The organism is Marinobacter sp. UBA2498, assembly GCF_002341575.1.
Lineage (GTDB): Bacteria > Pseudomonadota > Gammaproteobacteria > Pseudomonadales > Oleiphilaceae > Marinobacter > Marinobacter manganoxydans.
On sequence record NZ_DDOI01000140.1, the window covers coordinates 15020 to 36093 of the forward strand.

The 21074-nt window shown below is 58.3% G+C and carries 19 protein-coding genes and 1 pseudogene; 10 read left to right on the forward strand and 10 right to left on the reverse strand.

Annotated features, from left to right (window positions below):
- Positions 1-406: pseudogene (locus tag B2W52_RS19390) on the forward strand (exopolyphosphatase); the annotation flags it as partial.
- Positions 407-412: 6 nt separating this feature from the next.
- Here the strand turns inward: B2W52_RS19390 and B2W52_RS19395 are convergent.
- The gene (locus B2W52_RS19395) at positions 413-2356 is read right to left on the reverse strand and encodes an ATP-binding cassette domain-containing protein (protein ID WP_273070149.1); all 1944 of its coding nucleotides are present in this window, start codon (positions 2354-2356) and stop codon (positions 413-415) included.
- Here B2W52_RS19395 and B2W52_RS19400 point away from each other — a divergent pair.
- The 3 genes from B2W52_RS19400 (at position 2355) to B2W52_RS19410 (ending at position 4184) form a co-directional block, all read left to right on the forward strand.
- The gene (locus B2W52_RS19400; protein WP_286803936.1) at positions 2355-2960 is read left to right on the forward strand and encodes a TIGR02444 family protein; all 606 of its coding nucleotides are present in this window, start codon (positions 2355-2357) and stop codon (positions 2958-2960) included. The two genes, B2W52_RS19395 and B2W52_RS19400, sit on opposite strands and share 2 nt — an antisense overlap.
- Positions 2957-3343, forward strand: a complete 387-nt coding sequence (locus tag B2W52_RS19405; protein ID WP_008169912.1) for a DUF4124 domain-containing protein — start codon at positions 2957-2959, stop codon at positions 3341-3343. The genes B2W52_RS19400 and B2W52_RS19405 overlap by 4 nt, the downstream gene beginning before the upstream one ends.
- A 124-nt stretch (positions 3344-3467) precedes the next feature.
- Positions 3468-4184 carry a BamJ family beta-barrel-assembly machinery protein gene (locus tag B2W52_RS19410; RefSeq protein WP_008169914.1) on the forward strand — a complete coding sequence of 239 codons (717 nt, stop codon included), beginning with the start codon at positions 3468-3470 and terminating at the stop codon, positions 4182-4184.
- A 95-nt stretch (positions 4185-4279) separates the two neighbouring features.
- Here the strand turns inward: B2W52_RS19410 and B2W52_RS19415 are convergent, their stop codons facing one another.
- Positions 4280-4759 carry an Rsd/AlgQ family anti-sigma factor gene (locus tag B2W52_RS19415; RefSeq protein WP_008169916.1) on the reverse strand — a complete coding sequence of 160 codons (480 nt, stop codon included), beginning with the start codon at positions 4757-4759 and terminating at the stop codon, positions 4280-4282.
- A 100-nt stretch (positions 4760-4859) separates the two neighbouring features.
- A complete protein-coding gene (locus tag B2W52_RS19420) occupies positions 4860-5366 on the reverse strand; it encodes a disulfide bond formation protein B (protein WP_175497417.1) in 507 nt (168 codons plus the stop codon).
- A 93-nt stretch (positions 5367-5459) separates the two neighbouring features.
- Here B2W52_RS19420 and B2W52_RS19425 point away from each other — a divergent pair, with 93 nt between their 5' ends.
- Positions 5460-5909: a flagellar basal body-associated FliL family protein gene (locus B2W52_RS19425; RefSeq protein WP_053114134.1), complete on the forward strand. Its 450-nt coding sequence runs from the start codon at positions 5460-5462 to the stop codon at positions 5907-5909.
- A 20-nt stretch (positions 5910-5929) separates the two neighbouring features.
- Here the strand turns inward: B2W52_RS19425 and rmf are convergent, their stop codons facing one another.
- From rmf to B2W52_RS19445, 4 genes are all read right to left on the reverse strand, one after another.
- Positions 5930-6145: a ribosome modulation factor gene (rmf, locus tag B2W52_RS19430; protein WP_008169923.1), complete on the reverse strand. Its 216-nt coding sequence runs from the start codon at positions 6143-6145 to the stop codon at positions 5930-5932.
- 122 nt (positions 6146-6267) lie between these two features.
- The gene (gene gshA / locus B2W52_RS19435) at positions 6268-7821 is read right to left on the reverse strand and encodes a glutamate--cysteine ligase (protein WP_008169925.1); all 1554 of its coding nucleotides are present in this window, start codon (positions 7819-7821) and stop codon (positions 6268-6270) included.
- A gap of 66 nt (positions 7822-7887) precedes the next feature.
- Positions 7888-10227 carry a Tex family protein gene (locus B2W52_RS19440; RefSeq protein ID WP_273070151.1) on the reverse strand — a complete coding sequence of 780 codons (2340 nt, stop codon included), beginning with the start codon at positions 10225-10227 and terminating at the stop codon, positions 7888-7890.
- Positions 10228-10276: 49 nt separating this feature from the next.
- Positions 10277-12013 (reverse strand): putative bifunctional diguanylate cyclase/phosphodiesterase, encoded by a 1737-nt coding sequence (locus B2W52_RS19445; protein WP_014575830.1) that lies wholly within the window; start codon positions 12011-12013, stop codon positions 10277-10279.
- A gap of 143 nt (positions 12014-12156) precedes the next feature.
- Here B2W52_RS19445 and rep point away from each other — a divergent pair, with 143 nt between their 5' ends.
- The 3 genes from rep (at position 12157) to B2W52_RS19460 (ending at position 17098) form a co-directional block, all read left to right on the forward strand.
- Positions 12157-14175, forward strand: a complete 2019-nt coding sequence (rep, locus tag B2W52_RS19450) for a DNA helicase Rep (protein WP_014575829.1) — start codon at positions 12157-12159, stop codon at positions 14173-14175.
- 230 nt (positions 14176-14405) lie between these two features.
- Positions 14406-16532, forward strand: coding sequence for a galactose oxidase early set domain-containing protein (locus B2W52_RS19455; RefSeq protein WP_286803937.1), 2127 nt, complete (start codon positions 14406-14408; stop codon positions 16530-16532).
- A gap of 20 nt (positions 16533-16552) precedes the next feature.
- A complete protein-coding gene (locus B2W52_RS19460; protein WP_104271556.1) occupies positions 16553-17098 on the forward strand; it encodes a hypothetical protein in 546 nt (181 codons plus the stop codon).
- A 78-nt stretch (positions 17099-17176) separates the two neighbouring features.
- Here B2W52_RS19460 and B2W52_RS19465 read toward each other — a convergent pair whose 3' ends face one another.
- Positions 17177-17590 (reverse strand): c-type cytochrome, encoded by a 414-nt coding sequence (locus B2W52_RS19465; RefSeq protein ID WP_053114121.1) that lies wholly within the window; start codon positions 17588-17590, stop codon positions 17177-17179.
- Between the two features lie 202 nt (positions 17591-17792).
- Here B2W52_RS19465 and B2W52_RS19470 point away from each other — a divergent pair, with 202 nt between their 5' ends.
- A complete protein-coding gene (locus B2W52_RS19470) occupies positions 17793-18131 on the forward strand; it encodes a hypothetical protein (protein WP_014575826.1) in 339 nt (112 codons plus the stop codon).
- Positions 18132-18142: 11 nt separating this feature from the next.
- Positions 18143-19270, forward strand: coding sequence for a phospholipase A (locus B2W52_RS19475; protein WP_104271558.1), 1128 nt, complete (start codon positions 18143-18145; stop codon positions 19268-19270).
- 143 nt (positions 19271-19413) lie between these two features.
- Here B2W52_RS19475 and B2W52_RS19480 read toward each other — a convergent pair whose 3' ends face one another.
- On the reverse strand, positions 19414-20772 hold the full coding sequence (locus B2W52_RS19480) for a phosphohexomutase domain-containing protein (protein WP_273018254.1): 1359 nt from the start codon (positions 20770-20772) through the stop codon (positions 19414-19416).
- 9 nt (positions 20773-20781) lie between these two features.
- On the reverse strand, positions 20782-21074 hold a 293-nt coding region (gene bfr / locus B2W52_RS19485; RefSeq protein ID WP_286803938.1), incomplete at its 5' end, for a bacterioferritin.

Genomic DNA, 21074 nt, shown 5'->3' on the forward strand with positions numbered 1-21074 from the left:
TGAGATCGGCCTGACCATTTCCCATAGCCAGTACCATAAACACGGCGCCTACCTGTTGCGCTACTCGGATCTGCCCGGCTTCACCCAGCAGTTCCAGCGCGACCTGGCAACTCTCGTGCGCGGCCACCGGAGAAAATTCGCCTCGGCAATCTTCGAGGGCCTGGACCCGGAAGACATTGCCAGGCTGCGTTACCTCTGCGTGCTGGTGCGCCTGGCGGTTCTGATTCAACACCCACGCAACATGGAGCCGCCTCCGGCCTTCACCCTGACGGCACACAAGGACAAGTTGGTGCTGGAGTTTCCGTCAGGTTGGCTGGATGACAGGCCACTGACCCTGGCCGACCTGGAAAACGAACGGGACTATCTCGCCAAACAGGACTTTGTTCTGGAACTGAACGGCGGCTGAGCGCGCTCAGCCAGCCAACTCGGCCTCCAGGGACTCCACCTCTTCGCTGACTTCAAGCCACTGCGCCTCCACCTCTTCCAGGCGGGCGGTTGCGGTGGCCTGCTCCCCCAACAACTCTTTCAGACGGGTCTTGCCGCTGTCGTCGTAAAGGTCGGGTTCGGATAGCTGCTCTTCCAGAGCTGACAGCTTCTGCTGAAGCTGGTCCATTTCCTTTTCCAGCGCACTCTGTTTTTTACGGTAGGGGCTGAGTTTCTGGCGAAGAGCCGCCTCTGCCCGCTTGCGCGCCTTCCGATCTTCGGCACTCTCGCCCACCGCCTCAGCGGCCTCGGGCACCCCCTCCTGGCCGACCGGCACTCTCCTAGGTGCCTCGGTTTCGTCTTTCCGGCGGTCCGCCAGCCAACGCTCATAGTCTTCCAGATCGCCCTGGTACTCCGTTACCCGACCATCATTGACCAGCCAGAACTCGTCCACGGTGTTCCTTAGCAAGTGCCGGTCGTGAGAAACCACCACAATAGCGCCTTCAAAGTTCTGCAGCGCCATGGTCAGAGCCTGGCGCATTTCCAGATCCAGGTGGTTCGTGGGCTCGTCCAGCAGGAGCAGGTTGGGTCTCTGCCATGCGATCACGGCCAGCGCCACGCGGGCCTTTTCGCCACCGGAAAACGACCGGATGGCACTCAGGGCTTCATCGCCATGAAAATCAAAGCCACCAAGGAAATTCCGTATACTCTGCTCTGACGCCTTCGGGGAAAGCCGCTGAAGATGCAGGAAAGGGCTGGCATCCAGATCCAGGGACTCCAGCTGATGCTGGGCAAAGTAGCCGATGGCCAGATGCTCGCCACAGGTACGATCACCAGACATCAACGTGCCCTCACCCCGGAGTGCATCCATCAAGGTAGACTTGCCCGCACCATTGGGACCCAGCAGCCCGACCCTGCTGCCCGGCAACAGGGTCAGGTTAATGCTGTTGAGGATTGCAGTACTGCCGTGCCCGGCCTTGCCATTGCGTATCGACAACAGCGGATTGGAAACCTTCTCGGCCACCGGAAACTCGAAGCTGAACGGCGAATCGATATGGGCCGGGGCAATGCGCTCCATCCGCTCCAGAGCCTTGACGCGGCTCTGGGCCTGACGGGCCTTCGTGGCCTTGGCCTTGAACCGATCGATGAACCGCTGGATTTCGGCGATCCTGGCCTGCTGGCGTTCAAAACCGGCCTGCTGCTGGGCCAGACGCTCACTGCGCTGGCCCTCAAAGGCTGAGTAATTACCCGTATACAGTTCCAGGTTACGGCGATCGAAATGCACGACATGGGTAGCGACCCGATCCATGAAATCGCGGTCGTGGGAGATAAACAGCAGGGTACCGGGATAGCGCCGCAGCCAATTCTCGAGCCACAGACAGGCATCCAGATCCAGGTGGTTAGTGGGCTCGTCCAGAAGCAGCAGATCGGACGGTCGCATCAGGGCCTGGGCCAGGTTCAGGCGGATTCGCCAACCACCGGAAAACGCCGATACCGGCCGGTTCGCGTCCTCGTCCGAGAATCCCAGCCCGCGCAGCAAGGCCTCGGCCCGGCGGCCGGCGGACCAGGCCTCGTGCACATCCAGCTCACCGTGTATGCGGGCAATGGCATGATCGTCACCTGCGGCCTCGGCCCTGGCAAGTTCACCTTCCAGGCGGCGCAAATCCAGGTCGCCATCTAGAACAAAATCCCTCGCGCTGCGCTCGGTGGCTTCGACCTCCTGCGCCATGTGGGCAATCCGGCAACCACCCGGCAGAGAGACCGCGCCCTGCTCTGGCGCCAACTGGCCCAGCAAGAGCTGGAAAAGACTGGACTTGCCGGCACCATTGGCACCGACGATCGCGACACGCTGGCCGGGTTGCACCGTCAGGCTGACGGATTCTAGCAACCAGACGCCGCCCCGTTGTAAACTGAGATCGGTTATCGTTAACATGCTTTCATTTTATCAACGTAAAGTGTTCAGGGAAGGCACAGCGCCTATGTCGGTCCGCTCGGCGACCACCCCGGATTTTTCGACACCGCCGCTGGAACTTCCGGCAGATCTGGAACCGGACAACCCGCTCTGGCGTTTTGCCCTGGCGTTCTGGAAACGTCCGGATGTCCAGAACAGCTGCCTGGCGCTTCAGAATCAGGGCTGGAGCGTAACGCGGATTCTCGGTGCGGCCTGGCTTGCACTCTCTGGCAGGGTCTTCGCCGGGGTCGAGGACGCTACGGTAACAGAGTGGCGCGACCGTGTAACCGTTGCCCTCCGGAGCGCGCGGAAATCGCTGCCCGGCAGCGCCGACAACTGTCAGAAGCTTCGCACCGGCATCGCCGGCCTGGAGCTTGAAGCCGAACAGATTGAACTGGCCCTGAGCTGGCGAACGCTAATGACCATTAACCCGGAACACGCAGACATGCAGGGACGCGACGCACTGATCATCAACAATCTGTTTGCGGCAGCACCGACCTTACCCGTTGAGGACGATGCAAGGCCCTTGCTGAATACACTGGCCGATACTCTGGCCCACTTTCCCAAGGGAGACCATCAGCCATGATGATGAAATGGCTCATACGGCTCTCGTTCCCGGCTCTCGGGTTATTGCTGTTGCTGATTTTCTTCGGTCTGAACGACCCGGAGCAGGTCTCCGAACCTGTGGCAGAGCACGAGCAGCCCGAGATTCCCGCGTTTGAAGGACTGGTCCCGTCCCCGATTCCCACCGAGGGCCCCGAAATCGTGTTCAAATGGCAGGATACCGACGGCAACTGGCACTACGCTGACCAGCCGCCCGAACAGGGCCGCTGGAACACCCTCGCTATCGAGCGACGTGACAAGGTCTTCCCCCGGATTCAGCCGCAGGAGCCGGAAACAGACTGGCAATCTCCCTACAGCGCACCTTTCTCCCTGGGTCCCTCAGCTGCCGGTACCAACGGCAGCTGAGCTGACACGTCCGGTTTCTTAACACATGTTCAGTGGCATCTGATGCCGGAACCCGTTACCTTCTGCGTTCTGACAAACACAACGCGGGGCCCTGCCCCAAGCACCGACGTTAAAGGATAATGCAATGAAGAAAACGCTCCTTGCACTGGCAGTGACCGGCCTCGTGGCCGGCTGTTCCACACCCCCCGAAGCCCCGGAACAACCGAAACTGGATTCCACCGATCAGAAGGTGAGCTATGGCATGGGCCTGGTTCTCGGTGAGCGCATGGGTAACGACCTGCCGAATCTGCAGATGGACCAGTTCCTCCAGGGCATCCAGCACGGCCACGCCGGCGATGAAGAAGCCAAGCGCATGAGCCGCGAGGAAATCCAGCAGGCTCTGATGACCTACCAGCAGCAGCTGCAGGAAGAGCAGGGCAAGCAGATGGAAGAATTGGCCCAGAAGAACCTGGATGCCGGCGAAGCCTTCCTTGCCGAGAACGCAGAGCGTGAAGGTGTGGAAACCACTGAATCCGGCCTGCAATACGAAGTACTTGAGCAGGGTGACGGCGAAAAGCCGGCAGCAACAGACACCGTTCAGGTGCATTACACCGGTGAACTGCTGTCCGGTGAAGTATTTGACAGCTCCCGCGAGCGCGGTGAGCCGGTTACCTTCGCCCTGAACCAGGTGATTCCCGGCTGGACCGAGGGCCTGCAGCTGATGAGCGAGGGTGCCCGTTACAAGCTCTACATTCCGTCCGATCTGGCCTACGGCCCCGGCGGCAACAGGGCGATCGGCCCCAACGAGACCCTCGTGTTTGATGTCGAGCTACTCGAGATCAACCCTGGCTCCGGAGACTAAGCGCCAGAACAGGCAGCTGTCAGTTCTGAGGCTGCCACACGAAAAAGCCCCAGCCGGCGATGCCGGACTGGGGCTTTTTTTGATTCAGGGATTTCTCAGGCAGAGGCTACTTTGCCGGCATGGGCATTGTGCAGATGCTCGATCAGGAAATCCTCCATCTCGAACCGGGTCTCCAGAGTTTCACCCAGCTTCGACAATTCACCGAACAGTTCTTTGACATCCTCTTCGGACAAATCCCGGCCATCCAGCCGGTCATTGAAGTTAAGGGCAACCTCGGTGGTTTGCTCAATACGGGGATAAACCTTGGCAGCCAGCTCCAACCCGCCATCGTTAAATTCCCGGGCCTCTCGCACCAACTGCTCGTAGATCTCGAAATGACCGGTAGACACGTAGTCCACCAGAACTTCACACAGGCGCACGAATTTTTCTCTCAATGCTTCGGTCTGCGAGAAGTCGCTTTCTCCGGACAGGTCGCAGTAATGCACCAGAAGCTCCTGACGCTCCTTGAGCCAGCGATCAATCAGCTCGCTGACGCCGCCCCAGCGCTCCCTGGCATTTCGGCAATTTTCCAACATGACGCCTGTTCTCCGCTTGTCTTGACTACTTCTGTTTCGGTTTTGATTTTTATTAGGTTTGGATCAAGTTACCCCATGGCTGCGGTTCCCCGCAACCGTTTCAGCCTCGAATCCATTCCCGGGGTTTTTGCCGGCGAAACATCAAAACCAGACCGGTGATGACAAGCAGCGAGAAAAAGACAGCAGTCCAGCCGGGAATGCTCAAACCCAGGAACCGCCAGACCACTTCAGCGCAGTCCCCGGTGCCCTGGAGCGCGGTAGACAGAACCTCGAACCACGGCAGAACGTCCAGCATGTAGTCCACCGAAGGCCCGCATGCCGGCACCTGGTCCGCCGGCAGGCTCTGCAGCCACAACTGCCGCCCGGCGACACCCAGCCCTGCTCCAGCGGTCAGCACCAGCAGGAACCCATAGATCCGAACGCCGAATCCGGTGGGGCCATGGAGAAAGGCCAGGAAACTGACCAGACCGGCACCCATGAAACCGAAGCGCTGTAACCAGCAAAGCGGGCAGGGCTCGAGCCCCATCACATGCTCCATATAAAAAGCCACACCAAGGAGTGCGGCACATACAAGGAAAATAAGCCCGAAAACCCATCTGCTGGTCAAAAGAACACCTCGAATCGTGAATTGAAACTGCAAGCGGCCACAGGGCCTGCTATTCTCGTCACTTAACCCTAAACCACGATCAACTTCAAGCCTATGACACGCCAGCCAAAATCTGTTCTGACGCTTCTTTTTCTGTTGTTTGCAACGATCTCTTTGCCGGCCGTTTCCCAGGAAGAGGAAAATGCCGACGAGGACGTGGCTGAAGAAGAAAACAGCTTTACCGACTACATCAGCATGGATCCACCGTTCGTGACCCACGTGGGTACGCCCGGCAACAAGCCAACCTATCTGAAAGCCGCGGTCAGTCTGCGGGCAAACAGCGCGAGCGCACGGCCTGCCGTGGATGCTCACATGCCCCGATTGCGACACGAACTGGTCATGCTGTTTGGTGAGCAAACGGATACCGATCGCCTCACCTCAATGGAGGGCCAGGAGGCGCTGCGCGAAGAAGCCAAACAGCGAATCAATGCGGTACTGGAAGAGCAGCAGACCGGCGAAAGCATAGCCGGCGTGCTGTTTACGGAGTTTGTCGTGCAGAAGTGAAGCTGGAACCGGCCAGTGGTTCAGGCGATCCGCGAGAACAGATCATCTGACTGGTCGCGGTCATCACGGGCCACCTGATCGGCATCATCCCAACCGGCTTCCCAGGCCGCAATAACGACGTCACCACGATAGGGGCAGCGGGATTTGTCCATGCCCATGTTGGCCGCCATATAGCCCTGTCGGTAAGCCTTGTTCAGGGCTTCCACGTCCCAGCCGAGTTTGATATCCCTTGCCATCGCAATCCCCTCCCGATCCTGATGTTACAAAAATTAACAGCCGGACCGGAGGGAGACAAATCTTTGTTCAGTTTCTGTGCGTCAGGTCCGCAGACTCCTGCGACGCCTCCCGAACCCAACGTTCAAGAGCGCAGGTACTGTTCCAGAAACTCGCTGAACGACAGGGTATCGGCGCTTTCCATGTCGGCCTGCTCGGTCAGGGATTCTGACGTCATAGCCTCAAACGCGCGGCGCACATCATCACCAAGACCTTCCTGCCTAAGGCTCTGCTGATGCTGCCGCGCCATTTCCATACCCCACTCCCGGTGACCCAGGCCAGAGGAACGCATGGCATCGAGAACCCGGGCAGACGGCACGGTCCATTCACCGGTCAACACTTCGCGCTGGGCGGCAAGGGCGTTGCGGTAGGTGTCATCACCCCGCCAACTATCGAGCAGTTCCGCAAGGGGCTCCAGCTGCGACAGAATGTCGTTCGCAGCGTCGGATACCGGGGTACGATGCCCACCACGGCAAAGCGCCAACTCTCGATAACGCCCATTGGCGACCACATCCTTGTAGTTGTCATCCAGGCGTTCACATTCGGCATCGCCAATTCGGGGAGAGTCTGCTAGCAGGCAGTCCAGCAGGAACAGATCCAGAAAATCGATCTGGGCCTCGTTCACACCAACCGGCGAGAAGGGATCAAGGTCCAAACATCGCACCTCAATGTACTCCACACCCCGGGCTTCGAGGGCCTGGATGGGCTTTTCCTCACGCTGCGTCGTGCGTTTGGGGCGCACCGCGCTGTAATACTCGTTCTCGATCTGCAGTACGCTGGTGTTGATCTGGATGAACTTGTCGCCCCGGCGGGTGCCGATCGACTCATACGCCGGCCAGGTGGTGTGAATGGCCCGATCCAGAGTCTGGGTGTAGGTGCTCAGCTCGTTGAAACAGATATTCAGGGATGCCTGTGCGTTGTTGTGGTACCCAAGATCGCCCATCCGTAACGAGGTTGCGTACTCACCGAACCAGGTGCGTTCATCAAATCGCGAGAGATCATGGTTCACGCCGGCTACAAAGCTGGCATCCAGGGCGGGCGAAGCACCGAACAACAACATCAGCAGCCAGCTGCGGCGGCGGAAATTGCGAATCAGCCAGAAATACTGGTCCGACTTGAAGTCTTTCAGGCTTTGCTCGTTGCCCAGCAATTCCTGCCACTTGTGCCAGAAACTGTCGGGCAGGGACAGATTGTAGTGGGCGCCCGCGATGCTCTGCATCATACGGCCGTAGCGCACGGCCAGTCCCTGCCGGTAAACATGCTTGAGTTGGCCAATATTGGAGCTGCCATACTCGGCGATGGGGATACTCGGGTCACCATCCAGCTCACAGGGCATGCTTGTCGCCCAGAACACTTCGTCACCCAGGTTCTGCTGCACAAACGTGTGGATATCCCGCAGCGATTTCAGCATGCCTGCCGTGCTGTCGAACACCGGCGTGATCAGCTCCAGCAAGGCCTCTGAATAGTCGGTGGTAATCCTCGGATGGGTAAGCGCCGACCCCAGGGCTTCGGGGTGCGGAGTCTGGGCGATGAAGCCGTTGCGATCCACCCGCAGCCCTTCTTTTTCGACACCCTTGAGGAAACCATCCCAGTCGCTGGCAGCGAACTGACGAAATACGGAATGGCGGGATTCAGCCATGGTCGACTCCTGCTGCGGCCGGCTTGCTCTTGTGCATAACCGGCCGGTGAAAAGATTGTAAACCCGTCAGCTGTCCTTGCGCGCCGAGGCAAGTGCCTGGGCCAGCGCACCAGCCATGGCGCCCTGTGGGGATTTCTGACCGGAACCGCCATTACCGGCATTCCGGTTTCCGCCCTTGCGGCTGGCTCCGGAGCGGTTGGCAGCCATTGGCTTGCCTTCGTTTTTCTCGCCAGGCTGATCGTCCATACGCATGGTCAGGGCAATTCGCTTGCGCGGGATATCCACGTCCATCACCTTGACCTTGACGATATCCCCGGCCTTGACCACTTCTCGGGGATCCTTGACGAAGGTGTGGGACAGCGCGGAAATGTGCACCAGGCCATCCTGATGCACACCAATATCCACAAACGCGCCAAAGTTGGTCACGTTGGTCACCGACCCTTCCAGCACCATGCCGGGTTTGAGATCGCTCAGGGTTTCGACCCCTTCCTCAAAACTTGCGAACCTGAATTCCGGTCGCGGATCCCGCCCCGGTTTCTCCAGTTCCGAGATGATGTCCTTGATAGTCGGCAAACCGAACTGTTCTGTTACGTAATCCTGGGGATTCAGACCACGCAGGAACGAGGAATCGCCGATGATATCGCCCACTTCGCGATTATTTTTCCGGGCGATGGCCTCGACCACGCCATAGGCTTCCGGGTGCACGGAGGACCGGTCCAGGGGGTTCTCGCCGCCGGCAATACGCAGAAAACCCGCCGCCTGCTCGAACGTGCGGTCCCCGAGACGGGTGACCTTGAGCAGCTGTTTCCGGTTGCGGAACATGCCGTTCTGGTTGCGGAACTCAATGATGTTCTGGGCGATGGTCTGGTTCAGGCCCGAGACCCTTGCCAGCAGTGGCGCTGACGCGGTATTCAGATCCACACCCACGCCGTTTACGCAGTCTTCCACTACGGCATCGAGGCTTCGTGACAGCTGCACCTGGGAAACGTCGTGCTGGTACTGCCCCACCCCGATGGATTTCGGCTCGATTTTCACCAGTTCGGCCAGCGGATCCTGCAACCGGCGGGCAATGGACACCGCGCCGCGAATGGTGACATCCAGATCGGGCAGTTCTTTTGAGGCGAACTCGGAGGCTGAATAGACCGAAGCACCGGACTCACTGACCACGATCCGGGCCAGCTTCAATTCGGGGTAACGCTTGCTGAGGTCGCCGACCAGCTTCTCCGTTTCCCGGGAAGCGGTGCCATTGCCAATGGCCACCAGTTCAATCTTGTACTCCCGACACCAGGCCGCCAGCTGCTCGATGGAACGGTCCCATTGGTTCTGCGGCGCATGGGGGAAGATGGCACCGTGGCCGGCCACCTGGCCAGTGCCATCGATAACAGCCACTTTCACCCCGGTGCGTAGCCCTGGATCCAGGCCCAGGGTCGGACGTGGACCGGCCGGCGCAAGCAGCAGAAGATCCTTGAGGTTGGCGGCGAACACGTTGATGGCTTCGGTTTCTGCCGCTTCGCGGACCTGTGCCATGAGATCGGTTTCAATCTGGGTGGAGAGTTTCACCCGCCAGGTCCAGCGAACCACCTCCGAGAGCCATTTGTCGGCAGCACGACCATTGTCCCGGATATTCCAGCGAGCGGCGATGCGCTGCTCGGCCGGGTGGGGCGCACGGCGGTCATCCTCGGCATCACCAACAACAATCGTGTAACCAAGAACGCCCTCGTTCCTGCCCCGAAGGATGGCCAGGGCACGGTGGGACGGAACTTTCTTAAGCGGCTCAACGTGGTCGAAATAATCACGGAACTTGGCCCCCTCGTTTTCCTTGCCTTCCACCACGGTGACTTTCAGCTGGCCTTCCTGCCAGATAAAGTCCCGCAGGCTGCCCAGCAGCTCGGCATCCTCGGCAAACCGCTCCATCAGAATGTAGCGGGCGCCATCCAGGGCAGCCTTGGTATCTTCCACGCCGGCTTCTTTTTTCAGGTAGCCCTGGGCAGTGGTTTCAGGATCGAGAGTCGGATCATCATAGAGGGCGTCAGCCAGCGGCTCCAGACCCGCCTCGCGGGCAATCTGGGCCTTGGTCCGGCGCTTGGGCTTGTAGGGCAGGTAAAGATCTTCCAGACGGTTCTTGGTGTCGGCGTCCTGGATGGTGGCCTTGAGCTCGTCGGTCAGCTTGCCCTGCTCCTCAATGCTCTTGAGGATAGTGGCACGACGGTCTTCCAGTTCCCGCAAATAGCGCAGACGTTCTTCCAGGTTCCTCAGCTGGCTGTCATCCAGTGAGCCTGTGATCTCTTTCCGGTAGCGGGCGATAAACGGAACGGTCGCGCCTTCGTCGAGCAGTTCGACGGTGGCATTAACCTGTTGCTCGCGGACACCGAGTTCCTCGGCGATATGCCTGGAGATACTGTTCATGCAACCTCTGTCTGATGCTTTGCCAATAAACCAGCAAAGGTACAGCGGCTTACTGCTGCAGGCAAGCGGCCTGTCCCCGCTTGTTCAGGAATTGCACAAGATCCGCCCAGGGCATGGGCCGGGCGTAGTAATAGCCCTGGATTTCATCGCAATGCTGCTGGCGCAGAAACTCCAGTTGCCCTTCGGTTTCCACGCCTTCGGCGACGACGCTGATCTGCAGGCTGTGGGCCAGGCTGATAATGGCCCGGATAATGTGTTCGGCGTCTGCGGAATTACCCAACTCCTGCACAAACGACTTGTCGATCTTCACCAGCGAGATGGGCAGATGCTGGAGATTGCTCAACGATGAAAAGCCGGTGCCGAAATCGTCCAGGGCAAAACTGATACCCAGCTGGTTCAATTCCCGCAGGCAGCGCTGGGCGTACTCCGGGTCGTGCATCATGGCACTCTCGGTCAGCTCCAGCTCCAGCAGACTGGTATCCACGTTGGCGTTAAAGATGATGCGGAAAATGGTTTCGGTCATCTTGCGATCGTGAAACTGCCTGAACGACAGGTTGACCGCGAACACCAGCCCGGGGAAACCGAGCTCGGCGGACTCCTGCAGGCGTTTGCAGGCCTGCTCGATGACCCAGTAACCAATGGGCACGATCAACCCGCTGCGCTCGGCAACCGGAATGAATTCGTCCGGCCCCACCAGCCCGCGCTCCGGGTGATTCCAGCGCAACAGGCATTCGACACCCCGTACTTCTTCCGTGGCCAGATCAATCCGGGGCTGATAGTAAAGCTCCAGTTCCTTGCCTCGAAGGGCGTTGCGGAGGTCTGCCTCCAGACGAAGCTGGTAACCGGCGGAAATGTGCAGCTGGCGGTCGTAAAAACGGTAGCTGGTGCCCGGATCCCGTTTTGCTTCGAACATGGCGCGGTTGGCCCGGCGCAACAGATTCTCGGCGCTGTCTCCGGCTTCCGGGTAGGTTGCGACACCAAGGCTGGCACTGACCACGACCGTCTGGCCATCAATGGTAACAGGCTCATCAAGGGCGTTGACCACCTTGCGGATAATCTGGGTGATATCGAGGGAGTCCTCGACCTTTTCAACAATAATGGCCAGTTCGTCACCCCCGATACGCATCAGCGAATCGACGCGACGAAGAGAATGACGAAGACGCTCTGCCAGCTTCATCATCAACTGGTCGCTTTTCTGGTAACCGAAAGATTCATTAATGCTGCGGAAGTCATCGATATTGAGGTGCAACAAGGCCAGCCGATGGCCTGCACGCTCAGCCCGCAGCAAGGCCTGCTGGAGACGATCGAAGAAAAGGTCCCGGTTGATAAAACCGGTGGCGACTTCGCGGCCCAGCTGACCATGGGCGGACTCGGACAACTGGTCCCGATACCAGAGGCATTTCACGGCCCGACGGAACGTCCAGTGGTCCAGGGTTTGACGACAAAGGTAATCGGCAGCTCCGGCAGCCAGCAACTCTGGCGCGCGCTCCATCGGCGGCTCGGCACTGAGGGCCAGAACCGGTTTTTCATTGCTGGCGACCGCCAGATATTGCAGGAAAGACGCCTCTGAGCCACCATGGAACACGCAGTCCCAGACGATGACATCAAAACTGGCGTTACGGATCAGATCATCACAATCCACCAGATCCGGGCACCAGGTCGCGTCCGCACTGATGTCGACGTCACCCGCCAGAAGAGCATTCAGCCAGAGAAAATCAGCGTAGTCTGGTGTAAGAACCAAAAGGCGCAACTGTCCGGGCCTCATGGTTTCCAGTGGCAGTGTCATCAAGCAGGATCCATTTATGCGTGAACAACCGAGTCCGTTCTGTTAATCATAGTCTATAGATCCCCAAGGTACAGTAACTCTGTCTGGTGTAGAATAAGCCCACGTCCGTTATCCCCATTTCGTTCCATTCTGGCCATTTATTTGTGAACAAGCTCAACCCGAGACAAAGCGAAGCAGTCCGCTATGCCGATGGCCCGATGCTGGTGCTTGCCGGGGCAGGCAGTGGCAAGACCAGCGTGATTACCCGCAAGATTGCCTACCTGATCGAGCAACTTGGAATACCGGGGCGTCATATTGCCGCAGTCACCTTCACCAACAAGGCTGCCCGTGAAATGAAAGAGCGGGTTGGCAGGATCGTTGACCGGAAGCTGACCCGGGGCCTGATTGTATCTACTTTTCACAATCTTGGCCTCAACATGATCCGTGAGGAGCACACGCATCTTGGCTACCACCCCGGCTTCTCGATCTTTGATGCCGAGGATGCCAAGGCCCTGTTACAGGATCTGATGCTCCGGGAAGCCAGCGCCGAGGCCGGGGACGAACTCAACGACATCCAGATGACCATCTCCTCCTGGAAAAACGCCATGCGGGGGCCCGCCGAGGCCCTGAGCAAGGCTGCCGATGAGCGTGAACAGCGTATTGCCATTATCTACAAGAAATACAACGAGTACCTGAAAGCCTACAACGCGGTCGATTTTGATGATCTGATCCTGCTGCCCGTGATGCTGTTCCGCTCGAATCCGGACGTGCTCGCGAAATGGCGGCGGAAGATTCGCTACATGCTGGTGGATGAATACCAGGACACCAACGTGTGCCAGTATGAACTAGTCAAGCAGCTGGTGGCCGAGCGGGCCGCGTTTACCGTGGTTGGAGACGACGACCAGTCCATCTATGCCTGGCGCGGTGCCCGGCCCGAAAACCTGGCCCAGCTAAAGGAAGACTTCCCTAGCCTGAAAATCGTCAAGCTTGAACAGAATTACCGGTCCACTGCCCGGATCCTGCGCAGTGCCAACACAGTAATTGCCAATAATCCCCACGTGTTCGAGAAGGCGTTGTGGAGTGATCACACCATCGGCGAGGAAATCCGGATTGTCCGATGCCGCAACGAAGACGCGGAAACCGACCGCGTTGCCACCGAGATCCTCGACCAGAAACTAAAAAAAGGGCTCGATTTCCGGGACTTTGCCGTGCTGTATCGGGGTAACCACCAGGCACGACTGCTGGAAATGAAACTGCAGGCCTACCAGATCCCCTACCGCATCTCCGGCGGCCAGTCGTTTTTCTCGAAGAACGAGATCAAGGACGCCATGTCCTACCTGCGGCTGTTGATCAATCCGGACGACGACGCCGCGTTTCTGCGGGTGGTCAATGTGCCACGCCGGGAGATCGGTCCGCGCACGCTGGAGCAGCTCAGTCACTACGCCCGGTCCCGCAACGTCAGCCTGTTCAAGGCCCTGGGTGACATGGGCGCAGAGACCCACGTGACCGAGAAGGGGCTGGATCGCCTGCGGCGTTTTGCCCACTGGGTGGATGCCACCTGCGAGCGGTTGCACAGCGAGAACCCGATACCCGTGATCAAACAGCTGTTCACGGACATCGAATACGAGGAGTGGCTGCACCAGCACTCCGGCACCCCCAAACAGGCCGAGCGGCGGATGGAGAACATCTGGTACCTGGTGGAGTCCATCCAGCGCATGCTCGACGATGGCAAGGGCACGGCCGATGAGCTCGGCATCGAGGATGCCATCACCAAACTGATCCTTCGGGACATGATGGAACAGCGGGAAGAGGACGATGACAGCGACAAGGTTCAGCTGCTCACCCTGCACGCGTCGAAGGGCCTGGAGTTTCCCCACGTGTTCATCATGGGGCTTGAGGAAGAAATCCTGCCCCACCGAAGCAGTATTGAAGAAGGTAATATCGAGGAAGAACGGCGACTGATGTACGTGGGCATTACCCGCGCCCGGGAAACGCTGACCCTGACTTACGCGGCGACCCGGAAACAGTACGGCGAGAAACTCGAAACCATCCCGAGCCGCTTCCTTGATGAGCTGCCCGAGGAAGACCTCAAATGGGAGGGGACTGGCGACCTGGATGTGGAAGCCAATCAGAAAAAGGGAAAAGCGACTCTCAGTGCCCTTTTGGGCGATCTCGGCCTGTAAATTTCAAATTTTTTTACAATCACTGCAACTTTTGAAGACCTGATCCGTTTCTGCAAGTGGGATACCTCATCCCGCTCCGACAACAACAAGATCAGGAGGACTTCATGTCCAGAAATTCCAATCGCTTGTGTCAGCTTACCGGTTCGCTCTTTCTCATCACGGCAGGAGCCACCCCAGCCAGCGCGGGGCTCCTTGGCGGGCTACTCGGATCATCTACCGATGATTCAATAGTGCAGACGAACCAGGACAGAGACCCGGCAAAAGGCTACTTCAGCGAACCTTTTGCGGAACCAACCATCATCGTCGACGGTGAAGCTGTTGAAACCGATGAGAAATGCATCACCCGGGCCGATGGCATGGATGAGTGCAAACCGGCCGCAGGTACCATGGCCCTGCTGAAAGACGGTCGCCTACTCTACCTGAATGCGCTCGAGGGTACCGAAAACGTCGAGCTGTCAATCGTCGCCGAATTCGGCGAAGTCTCGGTCAACGATCAGACCCGTGTATTGTCGCTTGATGAAAGCGACAACCCGTCCTGGCTCAAACCGTCCCCATTGGATGCCGGTGCCAATCCGGACGGCAATGACAGCGAGACCCTCCTCAACGGCACCGAACTCGACGGCTTGATTGATACTGCAGATAACACCAGTAAAAACGACGGTGCGCTGTTCTGCTCGGATGTTATTGGCCTCGCAAACGGCGATGTGATGGCTGTCGGTGGCACCGACTACTACTCGGAGCCCGGCATAGACGGCCTGCCACTCGGCGTTGCAGAGCTGGAAGGCATCAAGAATTCGCGGATATTCGATGAGGCGACCAACACCTGGCGCCAGAGCGGTGATATGACCTACGGCCGCTGGTACCCGTCGCTGGTCACTCTGGGCAATGGCGACGTCTTTGTGGCGAGCGGCGTCACCAAGCTTTTGAAGCCCGTCTATCCGGACGAGCCTCTGAATAGCGGACGCAACGTCGTCCAAACGGAAACCTACAACCCTTGCGCAGGCGTGTGGACGGAGAATCCTTCGACCGCAGACAGGTCACTGCCGCTTTACCCGCGAATGCATCTCCTGCCCAACGGTCACGTGCTCTATAACGCGGGCGGCCAGGCGTTCAATCCATTTGGCCAGGGGTATGACCAGGCCTTGTGGAACATTGTCGCCAGCTACAATCCCGCAACCCAGCGCTGGAACGACATCGGCTATGCCGGACTGCCCCTGAGACTGGATGAAGTCGGGCTGGACCAGCTCAGCAGCACACTGAATATCACCAATCTTTCCCTGGACCAGATCGGCTCATTGCTGGGCGATGTGCTGGAAGCTCCGTCTGATCTGCTGGAGAGCGGCGCAGAGCTGGGCGTTTCAGAGGACGACCTTCGAATGGCCATTGCCGGTGGCATGCGCGGCTCCACGTCCTCAACCATGTTACCTCTCAAGCCAAACGCCAACGGTGAGTACACGGACGTCGAGCTTCTGACTGCCGGTGGTGTTCCCAGTTACGCTCTACTGACCAATCCCGGCGGCTACCTGCCCACGGATCAGAGCCGGATCGACCGCATAACCACGAATGGCGATGACATCGGCTACGAATCAAGACTCACTGGCTCGCTCAACCAGCCACGCTGGTATGGCACCAATGTTCTCATGCCTGACGGCAGCGTCATGGTATTCAGTGGCGGCAACCGCGATGGTGTCGTAGCACCCGGCCTTGAGGGCCCAATTCGCACGGCCGAGCGCTTTGATCCGGAAACGGGCACGTGGACTGAAATGGCAACGGGCCACAGGGCACGGACTTACCACAATACAGCGGTACTTATGGAAGACGGTCGTGTGATGATTGCCGGGCATTCGCCGATCAATACCGCCTACCTGACCTTCGTCGATCTTCAGGACTTCGGTTTGGCGCCGTATGACGGACGGGATCCCAGCTTTGAAATCTACACACCACCCTATGCCATGCGTGACGACCGCCCGGAAATCCAGAGCGCGCCGCGCAACCTGAGCATTGGTGATCGCTTCAATATAAAGGTTGACCAGGCCGACCAGATCGACAAGGCGCTGCTGATTCGCCGGACGGTCATGACCCATGTGATTGATGGCGACCAGCGCGCCATTGAACTGGTCATGGAAAGAGGCAACGGCAACAAGCTGACCCTGAAAATGCCAGACAACCACAACGTGGTCCCGGCCGGCGAATACATGCTGTTCGTGAGCAAAGAGACGACTGAGGGAAGGGTGCCATCAATATCGGCTCCCATCACCGTGGTCAACGAGAACCTCGAATGCATGGCGCCAACCCAGGTGGCGGGCGACACCACGACCGCCGACGGAATTATCGAATCAACACTTGAGATTCTGTAACCAGGCAACGGGAGTACATTATGAAAAACGGACGGATCAGTACTGGCGGCTTGCCACTGGTTTTGTTCGGCCTGATGCCCCTGCTGGCTTCCTCGCCAGCGGGGGCGCACGGGGCACCCGACGCAGAGGGCGCTCCCTCTGAGATCGTGCAGGCCCGCATTACCGAGCAGCCGAACATTCAGGGATTGAACGCGATGATTCTGGATGCCCCACGCCCGGGCATCCTGTTGAGCTACCGGGGCGACACCCCTCTGACAGTATTGGGAACCCAAGACGAGGCATTTCTCAGGTTTACTGGCAAGACCGTCATGGTCAATACCGAAAGCCCGAGCTGGCGGTCTCTGCCAAACGCCCCCACTCTCTCGGGAACGCCCGTTGAGGAGAGTGACAGATGGGCAGTGCTGTCGCAAAGTGCCAGTTTTGGCTGGCTAGACCCACGCCTGGCAGCGATGGAGAGCATGCATCACCAGGAACCAGAACATCAGAGCTGGTCGATCAGCCTGCAAACCGCCTCCGGCGAAACAGCGATTATAGTCGGCGAGCTGAGGCGTAAACCGCTCCCCTGACCGCCTAAACCGGAAGGCCGAAAGGCCATAAGAAAAAGCCCCCGAATATCGGGGGCTTTTCTTTTACTCAAAATAGCCTTACTGACTTTCTGCCACCAGGTGCTCGACAGCCGCCTGAATTTCTTCATCCGGACAGCTTGCACAACCGCCCTTTGCAGGCATGGCATTGAAGCCATTGATCGCGTGACTGACCAGAGTGTCCAGCCCTTTATCGATGCGAGGAGCCCAGGCATCGGCATCACCAATCACAGGTGCACCAGCAGCACCGGTGGTGTGACACGCCATGCAAACCGCGTCATACACTTCGCTACCTGAACGAGGACCAGAGCTGGCGGTCTCGGTCGGAGCAGCAGCACTGCCACATTCGTCACCCTGCAGACACACTTCGCCAACCGGCTGGATACGTGCACGGATTTCATCTTCGACGCTTGCCATTACGGCGCTAGCTGTCAGGCCTGCAACGACCAACACAGCAGCCAGGACTCTCTTCATCTTCACAATGCACCTCGCATTTGAGCGTTATAATCTTCGGTCGCCGCATTATAGCGACTGAAACCCGGCAAAAAAACCAAACAGCAAAATCATAAATTGATTTCAACCATTTTAATTGCGATTTCGTAAGTCAGAGGGTGTTTCGCGAACAATCCGGTTACCATGGTGTTCGCCGACGTTTCATCATTCAGGACCTGTTTCCATGACCAATTCGGAACCGACTTCACCCCACCCGTTGCGCAAACCGCTGCTGATTGCCGAATTTACGGCGCTTGCCGTTTTGCTGGCTTCCATGGGGTGGTTTTCCAGCCAGACCAGCGACGGTCAGACCATCAGCGCCGGCTGGCTGCTGATTCCAGCCTTCGCCAGCCTCGGGGTCTTCATCAGCTTTATCGGCCTCATGTACCTGCGCTGGGTAGCCTCGGCGGAAAGTGGCAACCGGTTCAAGCACAAGGTTATTTTCTCACTTCTGGCCGTCACCCTGATCGGCGTCTGGATCTATGGCATTGCCAACACCTGGTTCAGTCTGACCGCCAGCTAGGAGAGCACCTGATGACATCCCCACACCTGTTGGCGCCGCCCACGGCCATCATTACCTTCTCGTTGATGCTGTCGGTGCCTGTAAACGTGTCGGCACAGACTGAGGAAGCGCCCTCCATTGATTCACCCGAACAGTGCGCCCTGATTGACGATGGCATCAAGCGACTGGCCTGTTTTGACAGCCTCTACAAACCCACTGAGAGCCAGGCCCAGGCATCGGAAAGCGCCAAGGAACAGGCCGAGAAGAGCGCGGAGCAACTGGCGCCCAATGGTAAAGATCTCGATGCCGTTGCCGGCAGTGCCTTGGAAGGCGATTCCGACGCAGGCGTTATGTCTGCCTTGGTGGACCGCTATGTGGCCGCCGAGAAAGCCGTGTTTTCCTTTTCCGGCAGCTTTGTGGGGCACCGGCCCACCTACATCCTGCCGGTGAGCTGGGTGAAAGACCCGAACGAATCGCCATCCAGTCCCCGGCTAGGGTCCATCGGTTATGACTACGACCTGGAACGGGAAGAAGCCAAGTACCAGATCAGTTTCAAGGTCCCACTGCTGACGGGAATTCTGGATGACCGCACAACACTCTGGTTTGGCTATACCCAGACCTCGTTCTGGCAGGTGTACAACCAGGACGACTCCGCGCCTTTCCGGGAAACCAACTACGAGCCGGAGATATTCGCCCGATACCAGACCGACTGGGATATCGGACCGGGCCGACTGAATGGCGTGACCCTCGGATTCAATCACCAGTCCAACGGGCAGTCTGAACCGAAGTCCCGGAGCTGGAATCGCATCATGGGCTCAGCCGCGTACAGTTATGATCGCTGGCTCTTTATGGTCCAGCCCTGGTATCGGATTCCGGAGAACAATGACGATGATAATGCGGACATCCAGCGCTACCTGGGGTATGCCAATTACCATGCGGTATACAAGCTGACCGAGGATCGGACGTTTTCGTTGCGGCTGATGAATAACCTGCGGTCGGATGATAACAAGACGTCGGTGGAGTTCGGGTACAGTTTCCCAATGGGGGATACGGTTAAGGGGTTCTTCCAGTACTACAACGGGTATGGGGAGAGCCTTATCGACTACAACCACCGGATTCAGCGGTTTGGTATCGGGATTATGCTGAACGACTGGCTCTGACTTCAGGTGCAAGACCGACTGGGACGCTTGTCCTCCTGAAACACGCTCCTAACGGCACATCCCTGTGACGCTTGGGCTCCGCCATCCCTGGCTCCGCACAGTTTCATGAGGACAAGCGTCCCACTCGGCCCCAAAAAAAGGGGTTACCTCTCCTCGTTCAACCTCTGCATTTCTGCCAGCAATTCTTCAGTTTTCTCTTCCATCAACGGAATATCCGCCCTCGATTCGACGTTCAAACGCACAACCGGCTCGGTGTTGGACATCCGCAGGTTGAAGCGCCAGTCGTCGAATTCGATGCTTACGCCGTCCACGTGGCTGACGTTTTTTGCGCCAACGCTGTATTTGGCTTCAATCGCCGCGATGACCTTGGGGGGATCATCGATGGTGCGGTTGATTTCGCCGCTGGCCGGGTAGGCTTCGATTCGGGCATCGATGAGGGATGACAGGGTCTGGCCTGACTGGCAGAGGCGCTCGGCGATCAGCAGCCACGGGATCATGCCGCTGTCGCAGTAGGCGAAATCCCGGAAGTAGTGGTGGGCGCTCATTTCGCCACCGTACACGGCGTCTTCGTCACGCATCCTCTGTTTGATGAAGGCGTGGCCGGTTTTACTTTCGATGGCTTCGCCGCCTGCTGCTTTTACCAAGTCCAGGGTGTTCCAGGTCAGGCGGGGGTCGTGAATGACTTTGCCGCCACCGGTTTTGCGCAGGAACTGGTCGGCAAGCAAACCAACGATGTAATAGCCCTCTATGAAACGGCCATTCTCGTCGAAGAAGAAGCAGCGGTCGTAGTCGCCGTCCCAGGCGATGCCCATGGCGGCGCCTTCTGCGATAACGTCGTCGGCTGTCGCCGCCCGGTTTTCCGGGAGGATCGGATTGGGTACGCCGTTGGGGAAATGGCCGTCCGGCTGGTGGTGCACTTTCACAAATTCAAAGGGCAGGTGCTGCTCGAGTTCGTCGATCACCAGGCCGGCGCCACCGTTGCCGGCGTTGCAGACAATGGTCAGCGGACTGAGGGGGCCGGCATCGATGTACCCCAAGAGATGGTCCACGTAGGCGCTCATCACCTCTAGCGGTTCATAGCGGCCCTGCTCGGGCGCATCACCAAAAGGCTCCAGCACCCGGTCGCGGATCTCGTTCAGACCGTTGTCGGAGCTGATCGGCCGAGATTCGGGGCCGACCATTTTCATGCCGTTGTGATCTTTGGGGTTGTGGCTGGCAGTCACCATGATGCCGCCGTCCATCTTGTAATGGCTGGTGGCAAAATACACCTGCTCGGTGCCGCACAGGCCGATATCGAACACATCCGCACCAGCAGCCATCAGGCCAGAGCTGAGCGCTTCGGCAATGTCGGGGCTGGACAGACGGATGTCATAGCCAACGATCACTTTCTTCGCACCGGTGATTTCCACATAGGCGCGCCCGATTTTTTCCGCCAGGACCGGATTCAGTTGATCCGGCACCCGGCCGCGCAAGTCGTAGGCTTTAAAACAGGACAAGTCCATTGTCTGATGTTACTCCGCGGCGGATGACTGAAGCTGGATGTAGTTCTGAATACCCATCTGGGAAATCATTTCCAGCTGGGTTTCCAGCCAGTCAATGTGCTCTTCTTCGCTATCGAGAATGCTGCGGAAAAGTTCACGACTGGTGAAGTCCTGCACTTCCTCGCAGTAGAGGATCGCCTCTTTCAGGTCGGTGTGGGCGATTTCTTCGAGTTTGAGATCGCAGGAAATCATTTCCTCGACGTTCTCGCCAATCAGCAATTTGTTCAGATCCTGGAGATTAGGCAGGCCTTCGAGAAACAGGA